Annotated in this window: 12 protein-coding genes and 1 tRNA gene; 7 read left to right on the top strand and 6 right to left on the bottom strand. The window is 74.1% G+C overall.

Translation table 11 applies throughout. The features are described 5' to 3' along the window. Positions 1 to 17 precede the first annotated feature (17 nt). From ACYBSK_RS15170 to ACYBSK_RS15155, 4 genes are all read left to right on the top strand, one after another. Positions 18 to 1,418, top strand: coding sequence for a glucoamylase family protein (locus tag ACYBSK_RS15170; RefSeq protein WP_460246438.1), 1,401 nt, complete (start codon positions 18 to 20; stop codon positions 1,416 to 1,418). A 106-nt stretch (positions 1,419 to 1,524) separates the two neighbouring features. Next, positions 1,525 to 3,180, top strand: a complete 1,656-nt coding sequence (locus ACYBSK_RS15165) for a PucR family transcriptional regulator (RefSeq protein ID WP_460246437.1) — start codon at positions 1,525 to 1,527, stop codon at positions 3,178 to 3,180. 175 nt (positions 3,181 to 3,355) lie between these two features. Beyond that, positions 3,356 to 4,783 carry a Na+/H+ antiporter NhaC family protein gene (locus tag ACYBSK_RS15160; protein ID WP_457477592.1) on the top strand — a complete coding sequence of 476 codons (1,428 nt, stop codon included), beginning with the start codon at positions 3,356 to 3,358 and terminating at the stop codon, positions 4,781 to 4,783. Positions 4,784 to 4,853: 70 nt separating this feature from the next. Continuing rightward, positions 4,854 to 6,449: an N-acyl-D-amino-acid deacylase family protein gene (locus ACYBSK_RS15155; protein WP_460246436.1), complete on the top strand. Its 1,596-nt coding sequence runs from the start codon at positions 4,854 to 4,856 to the stop codon at positions 6,447 to 6,449. 31 nt (positions 6,450 to 6,480) lie between these two features. Here ACYBSK_RS15155 and ACYBSK_RS15150 read toward each other — a convergent pair whose 3' ends face one another. From ACYBSK_RS15150 to ACYBSK_RS15140, 3 genes are read right to left on the bottom strand one after another with little or no spacing between them, the layout of a single operon-like run. After that, on the bottom strand, positions 6,481 to 7,203 hold the full coding sequence (locus ACYBSK_RS15150; protein ID WP_457481756.1) for an FAD:protein FMN transferase: 723 nt from the start codon (positions 7,201 to 7,203) through the stop codon (positions 6,481 to 6,483). Between the two features lie 22 nt (positions 7,204 to 7,225). Further along, a complete protein-coding gene (locus ACYBSK_RS15145; RefSeq protein WP_457477590.1) occupies positions 7,226 to 7,642 on the bottom strand; it encodes an FMN-binding protein in 417 nt (138 codons plus the stop codon). Between the two features lie 32 nt (positions 7,643 to 7,674). Continuing rightward, positions 7,675 to 9,012, bottom strand: a complete 1,338-nt coding sequence (locus ACYBSK_RS15140) for a ferredoxin reductase family protein (protein WP_460246435.1) — start codon at positions 9,010 to 9,012, stop codon at positions 7,675 to 7,677. 200 nt (positions 9,013 to 9,212) lie between these two features. Between ACYBSK_RS15140 and ACYBSK_RS15135 the strand changes: the two genes are divergently transcribed. Together ACYBSK_RS15135 and ACYBSK_RS15130 are read left to right on the top strand one after the other, a co-directional pair. Then, on the top strand, positions 9,213 to 9,914 hold the full coding sequence (locus tag ACYBSK_RS15135) for a response regulator transcription factor (RefSeq protein ID WP_460246434.1): 702 nt from the start codon (positions 9,213 to 9,215) through the stop codon (positions 9,912 to 9,914). Between the two features lie 32 nt (positions 9,915 to 9,946). After that, positions 9,947 to 11,446 carry a sensor histidine kinase gene (locus ACYBSK_RS15130; RefSeq protein ID WP_460247034.1) on the top strand — a complete coding sequence of 500 codons (1,500 nt, stop codon included), beginning with the start codon at positions 9,947 to 9,949 and terminating at the stop codon, positions 11,444 to 11,446. Here ACYBSK_RS15130 and ACYBSK_RS15125 read toward each other — a convergent pair. The 3 genes from ACYBSK_RS15125 to ACYBSK_RS15115 form a co-directional block, all read right to left on the bottom strand. Continuing rightward, the gene (locus ACYBSK_RS15125; RefSeq protein WP_460246433.1) at positions 11,415 to 12,533 is read right to left on the bottom strand and encodes a serine hydrolase domain-containing protein; all 1,119 of its coding nucleotides are present in this window, start codon (positions 12,531 to 12,533) and stop codon (positions 11,415 to 11,417) included. The genes ACYBSK_RS15130 and ACYBSK_RS15125 overlap by 32 nt on opposite strands. Before the next feature lie 191 nt (positions 12,534 to 12,724). Then, positions 12,725 to 13,393, bottom strand: coding sequence for a PepSY domain-containing protein (locus ACYBSK_RS15120; protein WP_460246432.1), 669 nt, complete (start codon positions 13,391 to 13,393; stop codon positions 12,725 to 12,727). Positions 13,394 to 13,675: 282 nt separating this feature from the next. Beyond that, positions 13,676 to 13,749: transfer RNA gene (locus ACYBSK_RS15115), tRNA-Pro, on the bottom strand. 128 nt (positions 13,750 to 13,877) lie between these two features. On the opposite strand from ACYBSK_RS15115, the gene ACYBSK_RS15110 reads away from it, so the two are divergent. After that, positions 13,878 to 14,366 carry a DUF309 domain-containing protein gene (locus ACYBSK_RS15110; protein ID WP_460246431.1) on the top strand — a complete coding sequence of 163 codons (489 nt, stop codon included), beginning with the start codon at positions 13,878 to 13,880 and terminating at the stop codon, positions 14,364 to 14,366. Positions 14,367 to 14,393: the final 27 nt, after the last annotated feature.

Here is a 14,393-nt window from a genome sequence, read left to right as displayed (position 1 = left end):
TCGGAAGAAGGACCTTCATGGACCGCCGTACGTTCCTGACCGCGGCGAGCGCCGGTGGCGCCGCCCTGACACTGGGCGCCGCGCCGTTCGCCTCGGCCGCCCCCGCCCCGTCGCTGCTGCGCACCTGGTTCCGTTCGACGTACCGCTCGATCGAGGCGATGACCACCGACTTCGGCCTCGTCACGGACAAGGCCGACGTGAGCGGGTCCGGCGCCCCGGTGCCGTCCGTGCAGACCTCGCCGACCAACATCGGCTGCGGGCTGTGGTCGACGGCCGCCGCCGGCGGGCTCGGTGTGATCGGCCGGGACACCATGGAACGGCGGCTCGCGAGGACCGTCGCGGCGGTGGAGCAGCTGGAGCGCGCCCACGGCTTCTGGTTCAACTGGTACGACGCCCACGACGGTTCGCTCCTGACGTCCTGGCCGGAGACGGGCGACACCGTCCGCCCGTTCCTGTCGTCCGTGGACAACGCCTGGCTCGTCACGGGCCTGCGGATCGCCGCCCACGCCTCCCCGGCGCTGCGCCCGCGCGTCGCGAAGCTGCTGGCCGACGCGGACTGGTCGTACTACTACACGCCCTACGACGCGGCCGACCCGGTCGCGGGCCCCGGCCAGCTCCGCGGGGGCTTCTGGCCCGACAGGCCCGGCAAGGGCGAGCCGACGGGGCACCACTACGGCGCCCTCAACACCGAGCCCCGGATGGCGAGTTACCTCGGTATCGCCGACGGCAGCCTGCCGCCCGAGCACTACTGGCACCTGTCGCGCACCCTGCTGCCGGGCGCGGGCCAGGAGCAGGAGCCCGAGGGCTCGTACGTCACGATCGACGGCGTCCGGGTGTGGCAGGGCCACTACACCTACCGGGGCCGCAAGGTGGTGCCCACCTGGGGCGGTTCGATGTTCGAGGCGCTGATGGTGCCGCTGTTCGTGCCGGAGGCGCAGTGGTCCCCGCGCTCGTGGGGCACCACGCACACCCGCTACGTGCGCGGTCAGATCGAGCACGGCCTGGCGGAGGCGGCGTACGGCTACTGGGGCTTCTCCCCCGCCAACATCCCCGAGGGCGGCTACCGCGAGTACGGTGTCGACGCCCTCGGCATGCAGGAGGACGGCTACCACTCCCTCGGCGTCGTCACCCCGCACGCCTCCTTCCTCGCCCTGCCGTACGCACGCGCCGAGGCCGTCGCGAACCTCAGGGCGCTGGCCGCCGACTTCGGCGCGTACGACCCGGAGTACGGCTTCCGGGACTCCGTGGACGTGACGACGGGCCGGGTCAGCGACTTCGTGCTGGCCCTGGACCAGGGCATGGTCGCGGCCGCTCTGGCGCAGGAGTTGAGCCCCGGCCTGCTCCAGCGGCCCTTCCGCACGGGCGGCTTCGCCTCGCGGGTGCGCCCGCTCCTCGCGAAGGAGCGCTTCTCCGTCTGAGCCGACCGGCTCGGACACCGTGGACCGGTGCCGCGACCGTGGCCGCTGTGGGGGCGGCCCGGTCGCGGCGCCTCATTCGTCGCGCACCCGTTCGTAAGCTGGCCGCATGATCACAGGTTCCCCGCCGCAGGACGTCACCCTGCGGCAACTGCTCGCCTATGACGAGGACGGCCTGCTGCGCCTGGTCCTCGCGCCCGCCGGTGAGGACGTCGTCGTACGCGGTGTGGTCATCGGTGACGAGAGCGCCGACCGGCCGCACGAGGGCCGGGTCGTCCTGGTGGCGGGGCCGGGCGCCGAGCCCGGGGCGTGGGCGGCCGCCGTGCGGCGGGCGGCCGGGCGGGGCGCCACCGCCGTGGTCGCCCGGCGCCCCGACGAGGAGCCGGCGTGGGACGAGGTCGTCGCGGCGGCCCGCGCGACGGGCGTCGCCCTGCTGGAGCGCGCCGCGTGGGCCGACTGGGCCGACACCGTCGAACTCCTGCGCTCGGCCCTCGCGTACGCGGCGGTGGGCAGCGGGGACCGGCTCGCCGGAGACATCGCGGGCGGCGGTCTGGCCGTGCTGGCGCAGGAGGTCGCCCGCTACTGCCGGGCCTCCATCACCGTCGAGGACACCCGGTTCCGCCTCCTCGCGCACTCCGCGACCAGCTCCGCCGCCGACCCCGAGCGGATGTCGACGATCCTCGGCGGGAAGGTGCCGGACCGGCGCGTCGAACAACTGCGGCGCAGCGGCCTGTTGCGTGCCCTGTGGACCTCCCGCGACGTCATCCACCGGGCCGCCGACGGCACCGACCCCGAGCGTCTCGTCGTCGCCATCCGCAGCGGCGGCGAGATGCTCGGGTCCATCTGGGCGGCGGCCGACGGCAGCAGCTTCTCCCCCGACGCCGAGGAGGCGCTGCGCCGCGCCGCCGAGGTCGCCGTCCCGCACCTGTTGCAGCACCGGCTGCGCACGGCCGTGAACCGGCGCCGGGAGGAGCACGCGCTGCGCGGCCTGCTGTGCGGCGAGGGCGACGCGGGCTCGCACCTGTGGTCGCTGGGGCTCGCGCCCGAGACCCCCTGCGCCGTGGTGGTCGCGGAGCGGGACCGCCCGACCGGTGACATCACCGAACGCAGCCTCCAGGCCCTGTGGTTGCAGGCGACCGCGCACCGGCTCGACGTGCGGGTGCTGCGGGAGAGCGACCGGATCACCGTGTTGCTGCCGCTGCCGGACGGGGACGAGCGCGCGGCGTCGGCGCTCGCCGGCGAACTCGACTCCCTGGCCACGGCGCTGCCCGACGCGCCCGTCGTCTGGATCGGCGCGGGTCCCGTGGTGCCGACGCCCCTGGACGCCGCGGACTCCTGCGCGCAGGCCCGGCTGGTCGTCCGCGCCGTGCGCGAACGCGCGGCCCGGACGCCCGGGTCGGCCGCCCCGCCCGCCCGCTTCGCGGGCCACGCCGACGTGGCGGACACCATGACGGTGCTGCGCGTCCTCGACTCCGTGCGGCCCTGGTGGCAGCGGCACGGCGGCCCCGTGCACGAGCTGCTGCGGACCGACCTCGCCGCCGGGGGTGAACTGGTCCGCTCGCTCGCCGCGTACCTCGACGCGGGCGGTGACGTCCCCCGCGCCGCGCAGCGCCTCGTGCTGCACCCCAACACCTTGCGCTACCGGCTGCGCAGGGCCCGCGAGCGGTTCGGGATCGACCTGGACGATCCCGACACCCGGCTCGTCGTCACGCTGGCGGTCCGGCTGGCCGACGCCGGTCAGGACGGCCGCGCGGAGTCCCGCTGACTACCGGATCGCGCGCGGGTTGACCGGTTTTGGGCCGGTGTTCTTCCGCCGCGCCAAGGAAGCGCGGTGGTTTTGTCGTGCCCGACGAAGACGCGGCGCCCTGTGACGTCGGAGGCTCGTGCCACCTCCCGGACAGCACGTCACCTCTCCCGTACTCGCGTCACGAGGACCGCCCATGCCCGTGTCCGCCGCCAACGGCACTCCCACCGACGCCCCGGCGCGTCCCGCCGCGCACCGTCGCCCCGTCACCCTGGTCGCGGCCGGCGTCGCGCTCGCGGGCAGTCTCGTCGCCGGTCTGCTCACCGAAGGGCCCACCGCGTGGGGCCTGTTGCCGATCGCGCTGTACGCCGTGCTCGCGCTGACCGGCACGAACCTCGTCGTCGTGACCGCTCTCGCGCTGGCCGGCTCGGTCCTCGTCGCGCTGCCACCGCCCGGCGAGGCGGGGCAGGTGCTGGCCGCTTCGGTCACCGACCCGGTCACCGTCATCGGCGTGATCATCGTGTTCGGGGCCGCGACCGGGGAGGTGCTGCGCGTCACCGGCGTCGCCGACGCCCTCGTGCGCGGCATCATGCGGCTGACCGAGGGCCACGGCACCACCGTCGTCATGTACGGCATGATGCTCGCCTGCCTGGTGCTGGTCGCCGCGCTCGGCACGCTGGCGGGCGCTCTCGCGATCGCCGCGCCGCTGCTCGTACCGATCGCCGCGAGCGCCGGGTTCACGCGCTCGGCCACGGCCGCGACCATGTTCCTCGGCGGCTGCGCGGGCCTCGCCCTGGCGCCGTTCGCCGGGTCGAACATCGCCATCATGGACACCGCGGACGCCGGTTACCTCACGTACCTCGGCGTCGGCGCGGGGCCGCTGGCCCTGCTGTCCCTGGCGCTCGCGGCGGTCGTCGTGCCGTGGGTGCAGCGCAGCAGCGCGGCCCGCGGGGACTTCTACCGCGCCGACGAGATCACCGATACGGGCGCCGGCGCCGCCACCCCCCGTACCCGCCGTGCGACGTGGGCGTTCACGGTGACGCTCGTCGTCACGGTCGGCTACGCCACCGCGACCCGGGCCGGAACCACCTTCCCTCTCCTGGCGCTGCCGCTCATGGCGCTGGTGACGGTGGTGGCGGCAGGGCTGTCGCCGCGGCGCGCGGGCCGTGCCCTGCTCGTGGGGGCGCGCCGGATGCTGCCGATGCTGGCGCTGTTCTGGATGCTGGCCGCCCTGTTCGGCTTCATCGACCTGCTGAAGCCGTACGACGTCGTCCTCGACACGTTCGGGCCCGAGCTGCGGCACATGTCGGCGCTGCCGTTCGCGCTCGCCGTCGCGGCCCTCGGCTGGGTCGGGGTGCCCGGCGCCACCGCGGCCCAGGTCATCCTGATCGGCGAGGTGTTCGGGCCGCTCGGCGCCGAACTGGGCATCGGCCCCGCCGCCTGGGTGATCGTCCTGCTGTGGGCGTCGAAGGCGGACACGTACGGGCCGCTGCCCAACGCCAACATGGTCGGCGCGATGGGCCTGGCCCGCGCCGACCGGCTGCCCTACCTGCTCGGCACGGGCTGGGCCCTGCTCGTCCCGGCGTGTGCGCTGTACGCGGTGCTGCTGACCTTCATCCTGTGAGTCACGCCCCCGGCGCCCCGAGCCACCGTCCGTACCCCCGTCTCCCGCACCACCTGGAAGTGAGCCGCACATGTCCGCACAGCCCACCTCGTACGATGTCCTGATCACGGGCGGCACGGTGCTCGACGGGACGGGCGCGGCCCCGGTCCGCGCCGATGTCGCCGTGCGCGGCGGGCGGATCGTCCGGGTCGGGGAGCGCGAACCGGACGCGTCCGCCGCGACGGTCCTCGACGCGACCGGACTGACCGTCACGCCGGGCTTCATCGACCTGCACTCGCACGCCGACTTCTCCGTGCGGGCGCAGCCGGACGCCGAGGCGTGTCTGCGGCAGGGTGTGACGACCCTCGTCACCGGCAACTGCGGCCTCTCGCCGTTCCCGCAGGCGGCGGGCGAGGAGGGCGGCGCGGCGGGTCCCGGCACGCTCGCCGGGGCCCAGTGGCGCGATCTCGACGCCTTCGCGGCGGCGGTGGACGCCGCCCGACCCGCGCTCAACGTCGCGCCGCTCGTCGGCCACGGCGCCCTGCGCACCGCCGTCATGGGCGAGGACCGCGCACCGGCGGGACCGGCCGAACTGGACGCCATGCGCGCCCTCTTGGCGACGGCGGCCGAACAGGGTGTGTTCGGCATGTCCACCGGACTGATCTACGCGCCCGGTTCCTTCGCGGACACGGACGAGATCGTGGCGCTCGCCCGCGAGGCCCGCTCGCACGGCCTGCTGTACGCCACGCACATGCGCGACGAGGGCGACCATCTGATCGAGGCCGTGCAGGAGGCGCTCGACGTGGCGACGGCGTCCCGCGTGCGGTTGCAGGTCTCGCACCTGAAGGCGATGGGCCCGGCGAACCACGGCAAGGTGGACACGGCCCTCGCGATGATCGACGCCGCGGCGCGCGACGGCCTGGACGTGGCCTGCGACGTGTACCCGTACACCGCGTCGTCGACCCGTCTGACCTCCCGGCTGCCGGACTGGGCCATGGACGGCGGTCCCGCGGGGCTCCTGGAACGCCTGGCGGACCCCGGCACCCGCGAGCGGATCCTCGCCGACCTCCGCCCGGCCGTGGGCCGCACGTTCCTGCCCGAGGGCGTGGTCCTCGCCATGATGGGTCCGGGCCACTACAGCGACCGGATCGGCGACAGCATCGCCGACATCGCCCGCGACGAGGACGTCGAACCGGCCGCCGCCGTCCTGAACGTGCTCGCCGCCCACCAGGGCGAGGTGATGATCGTCAACCACGCCATGGCGGAGGCCGACGTCGACACGGTGCTGCGGCACCCCGCGAGCGCGGTCGCCAGCGACGGCTGGGTCCTGCACGCCCCGGGCGACGGCCACCCGCACCCCCGCAACTTCGGCACCTTCGCCCGCGTCGTCGGCCGCTACGTCCGCGAGCACCACGTCCTCGAACTCGCCGACGCCGTACGGAAGATGACGTCCCTGCCCGCGTCCCGGCTCCCCCTGCCCGACCGCGGCACCCTGGCCCCCGGGCAGGTCGCGGACCTCGTCGTCCTCGACCCGGCCACCGTCAGCGACCGCGCCACCTTCGCGGACCCGTGGCAGTACGCGACCGGTGTGCGCGATGTGCTGGTGGCGGGCGAGTGCGTGCTGCGCGACGGCGAGGTCACGGGGGCGCGGCCGGGCCGGACGCTGCGCAGGGCGACGGGCGGCTGAAGTCCGGGCCCCATGGCACGCGCCGCCCCGGTCAGGCCGCCGCCGTGCCCGTCCCGGCCGCCTCCGGGAGGCCGGGCGTGCGCAGCACCCGCTCCCTGGCGTCGACCGCGAACACCTCGCAGCCCGGCAGGGACGCGGCCCAACCGATGCCTTCGGCTCCCATGGAGAAGGCGGCGGTGGCGACGGCGTCGGCCTCGGTCAGGGTCGCGGCGACGACCGTCATGCTGAGCAGGGCCGTCGCCGGGCGGCCGGTGCGGCCGTCGACGATGTGGTCGCCGCGCTCGTAGCGGGCGGAGGTGGCGACCGCGGCGTCGGTCAACTCCAGTACGGCGCACAGCTGGTCGGCGTGGACCGGGTGCCGCACCCCGGCCCGCCAGGGCCCGCCGGAAGCGACCACGTCACCGCCTGCGTTGAGGCAGAAGCGCCGCACCCCGGCCGCGCGCAGCAGTTCCGCGGCCCGCTGCACCGACCAGCCCTTGACCACAGCGCAGGGGTCGAGGCCGCGCCCCGGCAGCCGGGCGTCGAACGCACCGCCCGTCGCGCGGCGGTAGTGCTCGCACAGGTCGAGCACCTCGACGAGGTCGGCGCTGAGCGCGTGCCGCGCGAGGTCGCCGCGGCCGTACCGGGAGACCTCGCTGCCCGCCTTGAAGGGGCTGAACCGCGCGTCGACCTCGCGCAGCCACGCGTACACCGCGTCCGCCGCCCCTTCGGGGACGCGCGCGTCGTCGATGCGCAGGGAGACGGGGAAGCCCATCACATGCTCAACCCGCCGCACCTCAAGCCCCCTTGGCGTCGATGGCCGCTTGCAGGGATTCCTTGTAGGCATCGCTGGTGATCGTGGCGCCGGTCACCGTGTCGACCTCCGCGCTCTGCGCCTTCAGCGTCGCCGCGACCAGCTTCGGCACGGCCGCCTTCGTCTGCGGGTGGTTCGGCTGCCGCAACAGCTTGACCGCGGTGATCTCGCTTCCCTTGAAGGTGACCTGGACCTGGACGGGGCCCTTCTCCGTGGTGACCGTCGTGCCCTTGACGACCGTGCCGGAGGAGGCCCCCGAGGAGTCCGCGGACGCGGAGGGCGTCGTGGCCGGTTCGGCGGCGGACGCGGTGTCGTCGACGGCGCCGAGGGTCGGCTCGTAGCGCCAGACGGAGATCAGGCCGACGGCGCTGAGGAGAACGGCGGGGATGGCTCGCTTCACGTGGTCTTCCTCGTGTCTGTCTCGGGTCCGGCTCAGCCGGCCAGGCTGAAGCGCTCGAAGTGGATCTGCCGCTTGGGGACGCCGAGTTCGTCGAGTGTGCCGAGCACCGCCTTCATCATCGGCGGTGGACCGCACAGGAACACGTCCCGGTCCGCGACGTCCGGCACCAGCTCCTTCAGCCTGCGCGGCGCCAGCTTGTCGGGGGTGGGGCCGCCGGTCACCAGGTGCAGGGCGGCGCCCTTGGCGCGGGCGAGGTCGGTCAACTCGTCGTGGAGGACCGCGTCGCGCTCGGAAGCCACCCGGTAGACGACGACCGTGTGCCCCTCAATGTCCTCCAGGAGCGCGCGGATCGGGGTGACGCCGACGCCGCCCGCGATCAGCAGGGAGTCGGTGCGCGTGCGGCGCAGCGCCGTGAAGGCGCCGTACGGGCCCTCGGCGAACACCCGGGTACCGACGGCAAGTTGGCGCAGGGAGGCGCTACCCTCGCCGACCGCCTTCGCGGTCAGGCGCAGGCTCCGCCCGTCGGGGGCGGCGGACAGGGAGAACGGGTTGGCCTGCCACCAGCGGTCCTTGGTGAGGAACCGCCACAGGAAGAACTGACCGGCCCGCGCGGGCAGTTGGTCGAGGTCGCGGCCGGTGATGTGGATCGAGACGACGTCGTCGGACTCGTGGACGACGGCCGAGACCCGGAACCGGTGGCGCGCGTTGCGCCACAGCGGCAGCGCGACCCGTCCGACCGCGACGGCGCCGAGGGCCACGCCCCACACCCCGTACCAGTACGCCGTCGCGAGGGCCGAGGACGTGAAGGTCGTGCCGACCGCGATCTGGTGCGTGAACGCGAGGACCACGGCCACGTACGCGTAGAGGTGGATGAAGTGCCAGGTCTCGTAGGCGAGTCGGCGGCGTGCCCAGCGGGCGGAGACCGCGCCGATCACGAGGACGAGGCCGAGGGCGACGACGGCGCGGAGCACTCCCTCGGTCGTCCCGGCCAGGTCCACGATCTCGGTGACCGGGCCGACGCCCGCGCCGTCCGCGTAGCCGAAGGCGATGAAGACGACGTGCGCGAGCAGCGTCCACAGCAGGGCGAATCCGGTCCAGCGGTGCCAGGCGGTCAGCCGGTCCATGCCGATCCGGCGGTCGAGCCAGGGCAGCCGGGCCACCAGGACCAGCTGGAACGCCATGATCAGCGCGCCGTACAGGCCGGTGAGACGGCCGATGACGATCAGCGCGTTGGAGGCGAAGCCCGCTGCGGCGAAGAAGCAGGCGACCACGGCGGCGTTGACCGCGAGCACCGCGTACAGGCCCGTGCGGGCCACCGCCCCGGGGCGTGTCGCCTGGGGCGGCGCAGGGGGTGATTGGACGGTCGTCACGGGACGGCAGCTCCTCGGTCGGGGCGTGGGACACCGAGCGGACCGGAGCGGGAACTTCCCGGTCGTCGGGTCGTACGCCTACGAGCTTCGCTGGCGGGAGCTGTCGAGAACCTGTCGAACCCCTTACAGGTCCTTATCAATGAGCCCGCTGTGAGAGGGGAGGGGCGGGGCCCGCCCGCCGCGTCGGGCACGATGAACGCGTGGAAAAAGTTCGCCTCCTGGTCGTCGACGACGACCCGCCGATCGCCGATCTCGTCGCGACCGTCGCCCGTTACGAGGGCTGGGACGCCGTCACCGCGCACCGCGGCGAGGAGGCGCTGCGCCTGGCCGAGGAGTTCCGGCCGGACATCGTGGTGCTCGACCTGATGCTGCCGGACCTGGACGGCTTCGGTGTCCTGGACCGGCTGCGGAGCTCGGGCACGATGGTGCCGGTCGTCTTCCTCACCGCGCGGGACGGCGTCGCCGACCGGGTGGCGGGGCTGACCCGGGGCGGCGACGACTACCTGGTCAAGCCGTTCGCCGTGGAGGAGCTGATGGCGCGGCTGCGCACGGTGCTGCGGCGCAGCACGGGGCCGGACTTCCAGCGGTCCGTGCTGCGGGTGGCCGGTCTGTCGATGGACGAGGACACCCGCGAGGTCCGGCACGGCGACCGGCTGCTGACCCTCACACCCACCGAGTACGAGGTGCTGCGCTTCTTGATGCGCAGGTCGCCGACCGTGATGACGAAGGCGCAGATCCTCAACCATGTGTGGGAGTACGGCTTCGGGGGCCGCTCGAACGTCGTGGAGCTGGTCATCAGCCGGCTGCGCCGCAAGCTCGACGCGCCGGACGGCACCGGCGCGCCGCTGATCCAGACGGTGCGCGGCTTCGGCTACGTCATACGGCAGGCGGCCGCCGAGTGAGTGGCGCCCCGCGGGCCACGTGTCCACCGCTTCTGACGCGCAGGCTGCGTCAGGGGTACGGGCGGATGCGGCTCGGCACCCGGCTCGCGCTCGGTCTCGGGGCGCTGTCGCTGGTGGTGTTCGCCGTCGTCGGCACGGCGCTGACCGCGTTCATGCGGGACTATCTGACGGGCCAGCTCGACGAGCAGCTGGGCAGCGTGCAGGTCGCCCAGTCCAAGAGCATCGAGCAGAGCGGTTCCCTCCAGGGCAAGAAGTACTACCGCTGGTACTACGCCGTGTACGACGTGTCGGGCGGCTCCCCCGCACTGCGCGCGCCCGAGGAGAACAGTGATCTGCCGCGGGGCTACGGGGCCTTCACCGAGCTGGCCGGGCGGCAGGTCGCCGCGGACACCGAAGTGCTGCGCACCGTCGGGCTGCCGGACCGCGGCGAGTACCGGTTGCGGGCCTGCGAGGTGGAGCCGGGCGTGGTCCTGGTCAGCGCGGCGCCGATGGACGGCATCGACGACACGATGCAGCGGCTGATCGGCGTGCAGGTCGTCGTGTTCGCGCTGGCGCTCGCGGCCCTCGTGGTGTTCGGGCGGCGCATGCTGCGCCGAGGCCTGGACCCGCTCGGCGCTCTGTCCCACACGGCGCACGGCATCGCCTCGCACGATCTGACGGAGTCGGCGGCCCGGCTGTCGATCCGCGCCGACGAGCGGGGCGGCGGGCCGGAGGTCGAGGAGCTGCGCACGGCCTTCAACACGATGCTGGAGCACATCGACGAGTCGCTCGCGGTCCGCGCGGAGGCGGAGCGGCGCCTGCGCCGCTTCGTCGCCGACGCCTCGCACGAACTGCGCACCCCCCTGATGTCCGTGCGCGGCTACGCGGACCTCTTCCAGTACGCCGCCGCCAACGCCCCCGAGGAGCGGGCGAAACACCTCGCGCGGCTGCGCTCCGAGGCCGCCCGCATGGGCGTGCTCCTCGACGACCTGCTGCTGCTCGCCCGTCTCGACGCGGCCGAGGTGGACGCGCCGCTGCGGCTGCGGGAGGCGGATCTCGTGCCGCTCGTCGAGGACGCGGCGGCCGCCTTCCGTGCCGGTCACCCGGACCACCCGCTCACCCTCGCGTCGCCCTCGGCCGCGCTCGGCCTGCGCATGGACCCGGACCGCGTCCGCCAGGTCGTGGACAACCTGCTCACGAACGCGGCCGTGCACACACCGGCCGGCACACCGGTGTCGGTGGAGGTCGTGCGGGAGCGGGACACGGCCGTGGTGCGGATCGAGGACGCCGGTCCCGGTATCCCGTCCGCGGACCGCGAGAAGGTCTTCGACCGCTTCTACCGCGTCGACAAGGCCCGCACCCGCGACCGCGGCGGCAGTGGCCTGGGCCTGTCGGTCGCCCGCTCCCTGGTCACCGCCCACGGCGGCACGATCACCCTCGACGACGCGCCGGGCGCGACGGTGTTCACGGTGCGGCTGCCGCTGCGCGGTGTCCCGTCGGGACCGGCCGTCCCCCACCGGGTCACGCGTCCGGCGCCAGCCGGGCCGTCGTGAGGTCCGCGAGGCGCTGCGCCGTGTCGAGGTGGAGGGTGAGGCGGTTCTTCGTCATCGCGAAGGAGAGGCCGGCGGCCGGGTCCGCGTACACGTAGCTGCCGCCTCCGCCGACCCAGCCGAACGTGGTGCTCGCCTCGTCCCGCGGTGCGCCGACGCGCCCGAGGGGGTAGCCCAGGGAGAGCCGGACGTGGTGGCCGAAGACCTGATCGGTGCCCGTGAAGGCGACCGTCGTCAGCCGCTCCAGGCGTGCCGGGTCGAGGAGCCGCCCGTCGAGCACCGCCGCGTGCATCGTGGCGACGGCCCGCGCGGTGAAGGTGGCGACCGACGGGATGTCGGCGCGCAGGATCCCGGGGCTGTTCCCCAGGGTGGCGCTCGGTCGCATCTCCCAGGGTGCGAGCACCGCGTCGTCGTCGGGCTCGGTGTCCGGCGGACGGGTGGCGTCCTCCAGCCGTGCCAGGCGCGGCAGTTGGGCGCGGGGCACGCCGAAGTACAGCTCGTCCTCGACGCCCAGCGGGGCGGTGACCCACTCGCGCAGCAGCTGCCGCATCGGTTTGCCGGTGGCCCGGCGGGCGATCTCGCCGACCAGGAAGCCGAAGGTGAACGGGTGGTACCCGGTCGCGGTCCCGGGCGGCCACAGCGGTGCGGCGTCGGCGAGGGCGGCGCAGACGCGCGGCCCGTCGGGGAGATCGCCGGGGCCGATGTTCCGCGGCATCGCCGGCAGGCCGACCGAGTGCGTCAGCACGTGCCGCAGCGTCGCGGTCTCCTTGCCGTGGGCGCCGAACTCCGGCCACAGCTCGACCACCGGCGTGTCGTATCCGACCGCCCCGGTCGCGACGAGCTGGTGCGCGATCAGCGCGGTCACGGCCTTGCCCGCGGAGAAGCTGAAGAACGGTGTCCCGGCGGTCACTTGACGCCCGGTGCCGCTGTCGGCCGCACCGGCGACTGCGTCGACGACCACGGCGCCCTCGTGGTGAACGGCGACCTGCACACCGGTTTCGGCGCCCGTGTCGACCAGTTCGTCGAGGATGCCCTGGACCTCCCGCTGCAACGAGGACACGGCCGCCGTCACCGCCACCGGCCCGGCCACGTGGCCTCAGGTTCACGCTTCACCATGTCGCGCCCCCTCAGGAACATGCGGTCAGGACCATTCGGCCGCGGGCGCCGCCGGGCCCGGAGCGGCGTCCCTCGGTGAGCGGCGCGCGTCCGCCGAGAATCTCATCGGCCGACGCACGCCGGGAAGCCCACGGAAAGCCGAACTCCGGTCGGATGCGCGGTAGTTCAGTCCTGGTCGACTTGCTCGTCCAGGACCTTGCCGTTGGCGGCGTCGATGTCGAACGACGTCTTGTCCCACGTGGCGCGCGTGACCACGTCGACCGACCAGACCGTGGTCCCGCTGTCGGAGTCGTCGAGGCCGACGGAGGTGACGGTGCCCTTCTTGCGGTCGGTGGCGGTCCCGGCCGCCTTCGCCGCCGAGATCTTGGCCGCGTCGAGCTTGGCGGTGTTCTCCTTCTTGTCGTCCGCGTCCTGGTCGTTGTCCTCGGTGGACCCGGTGACCTTGCCGGTGGCGGCGTCGATCCGGACGTCGGTGCTCGTGCCGTCGGACGCGACGATCTCGGCGTCCCACTCCGGGGCGCCCTGGTCGTCGTCGCTCAGCTCGATCTCCAGGAGCTTGCCGCCGGAGACCTCCTTCTGTGCGGTACGGGCCGCCTCGTCCCAGTCGACCTTCGTCGCGGACAGCAGCTTCTTGCGCTCGGTCTGGTCCTCGTTCAGCCGTCCGCTCGGGCTGGCCTCGGCGGACTGGTCCTGCGGGGAGGCGCTTTCGCTCTCCGAGGTGCCCGAGGAGGTGTCGTCGTCGGACGAGCAGGCGCTCAGCAGGGAGAGCGAGGCGGCGACGGCGCACACGACGCCGACGGCACGCCGTCGCGCGCCTCGACTGCTCCGCTTCACGGGTCCAGAGTGCATGGCAGGCCTTTCGTGCCGTGGGGCGTGGGGGAATCCGGAGCGCTCCCGCGCCAGGGGCCCCGGGCGCCCGCGGCCCGCGCCGCGACTTCCGCGAACACGCACAATACGGACGCCCGCCGATCGTCCCAGCCGTACCGGGCACCGGCATCCCGAACACGCCCCGGGTCGGCCGGTCGGGGGCCGCGCTCCCCCGGAAGGCGCCGCACAACAGAAAAAGGGCCGTTCGAAAACGGCCCTTCACCTGCGACGTTCGATCATTCGAACTTGTCGGGACGACAGGATTTGAACCTGCGACCCCTTGACCCCCAGTCAAGTGCGCTACCAAGCTGCGCCACGTCCCGGTGTCCACTGCCCTCCGGCCCGGTGTTCCCGGCCCTTTTGGCGGCGACAAGAAGAACAATACCCCAAGCTCAGGGCTGGTTTGAAACCGGATCAGCGGGGTCCGTCACGGGTGGGTGAGAATCGGGGAATGAGCACTTCTCGCACGGGTGACCGGGATCGCGACGAGGAGGGGCGGGCGCGCAACGCCCGCCCCCGGGACGGGCTCGGACGGCCGCTCCCCTACGGCACGGACGGTGTGGACCGGCAGCCGGAGGGCGTCGTCCGGACCGCGGCGCAGAGCGTGGCCGAGGCGCAGGCGCTGCTCGACGCGGGGCGCCCCTTCCACGCGCACGAGGTGTTCGAGGACGCCTGGAAGTCCGGGCCGGAGAGCGAGCGGGGGTTGTGGCGGGCGCTCGCGCAGACCGCGGTGGGGCTGACGCACGCGGCGCGGGGCAACGCGACCGGTGGCGCCCGGCTGCTGCGGCGGGGCGCCGAGGGCGTCGCCGAGTGGCGGGGTGTCGCACCGGCGGGGCTCGACGCGGCGGGCGTGGTGCGCTGGGCCCGGGAGCTGGCGGACGAGGTGGAGCGGGGCGGGTCCCCCGTGGACGCCGCGGCCCGTGCGCCGCGCCTGACCTGACGCCAAAAGCGCACGTCACCGGTCCGG

The organism is Streptomyces sp. BYX5S (assembly GCF_054724165.1).
This window is presented reverse-complemented; position numbering and strand designations above follow the sequence as displayed.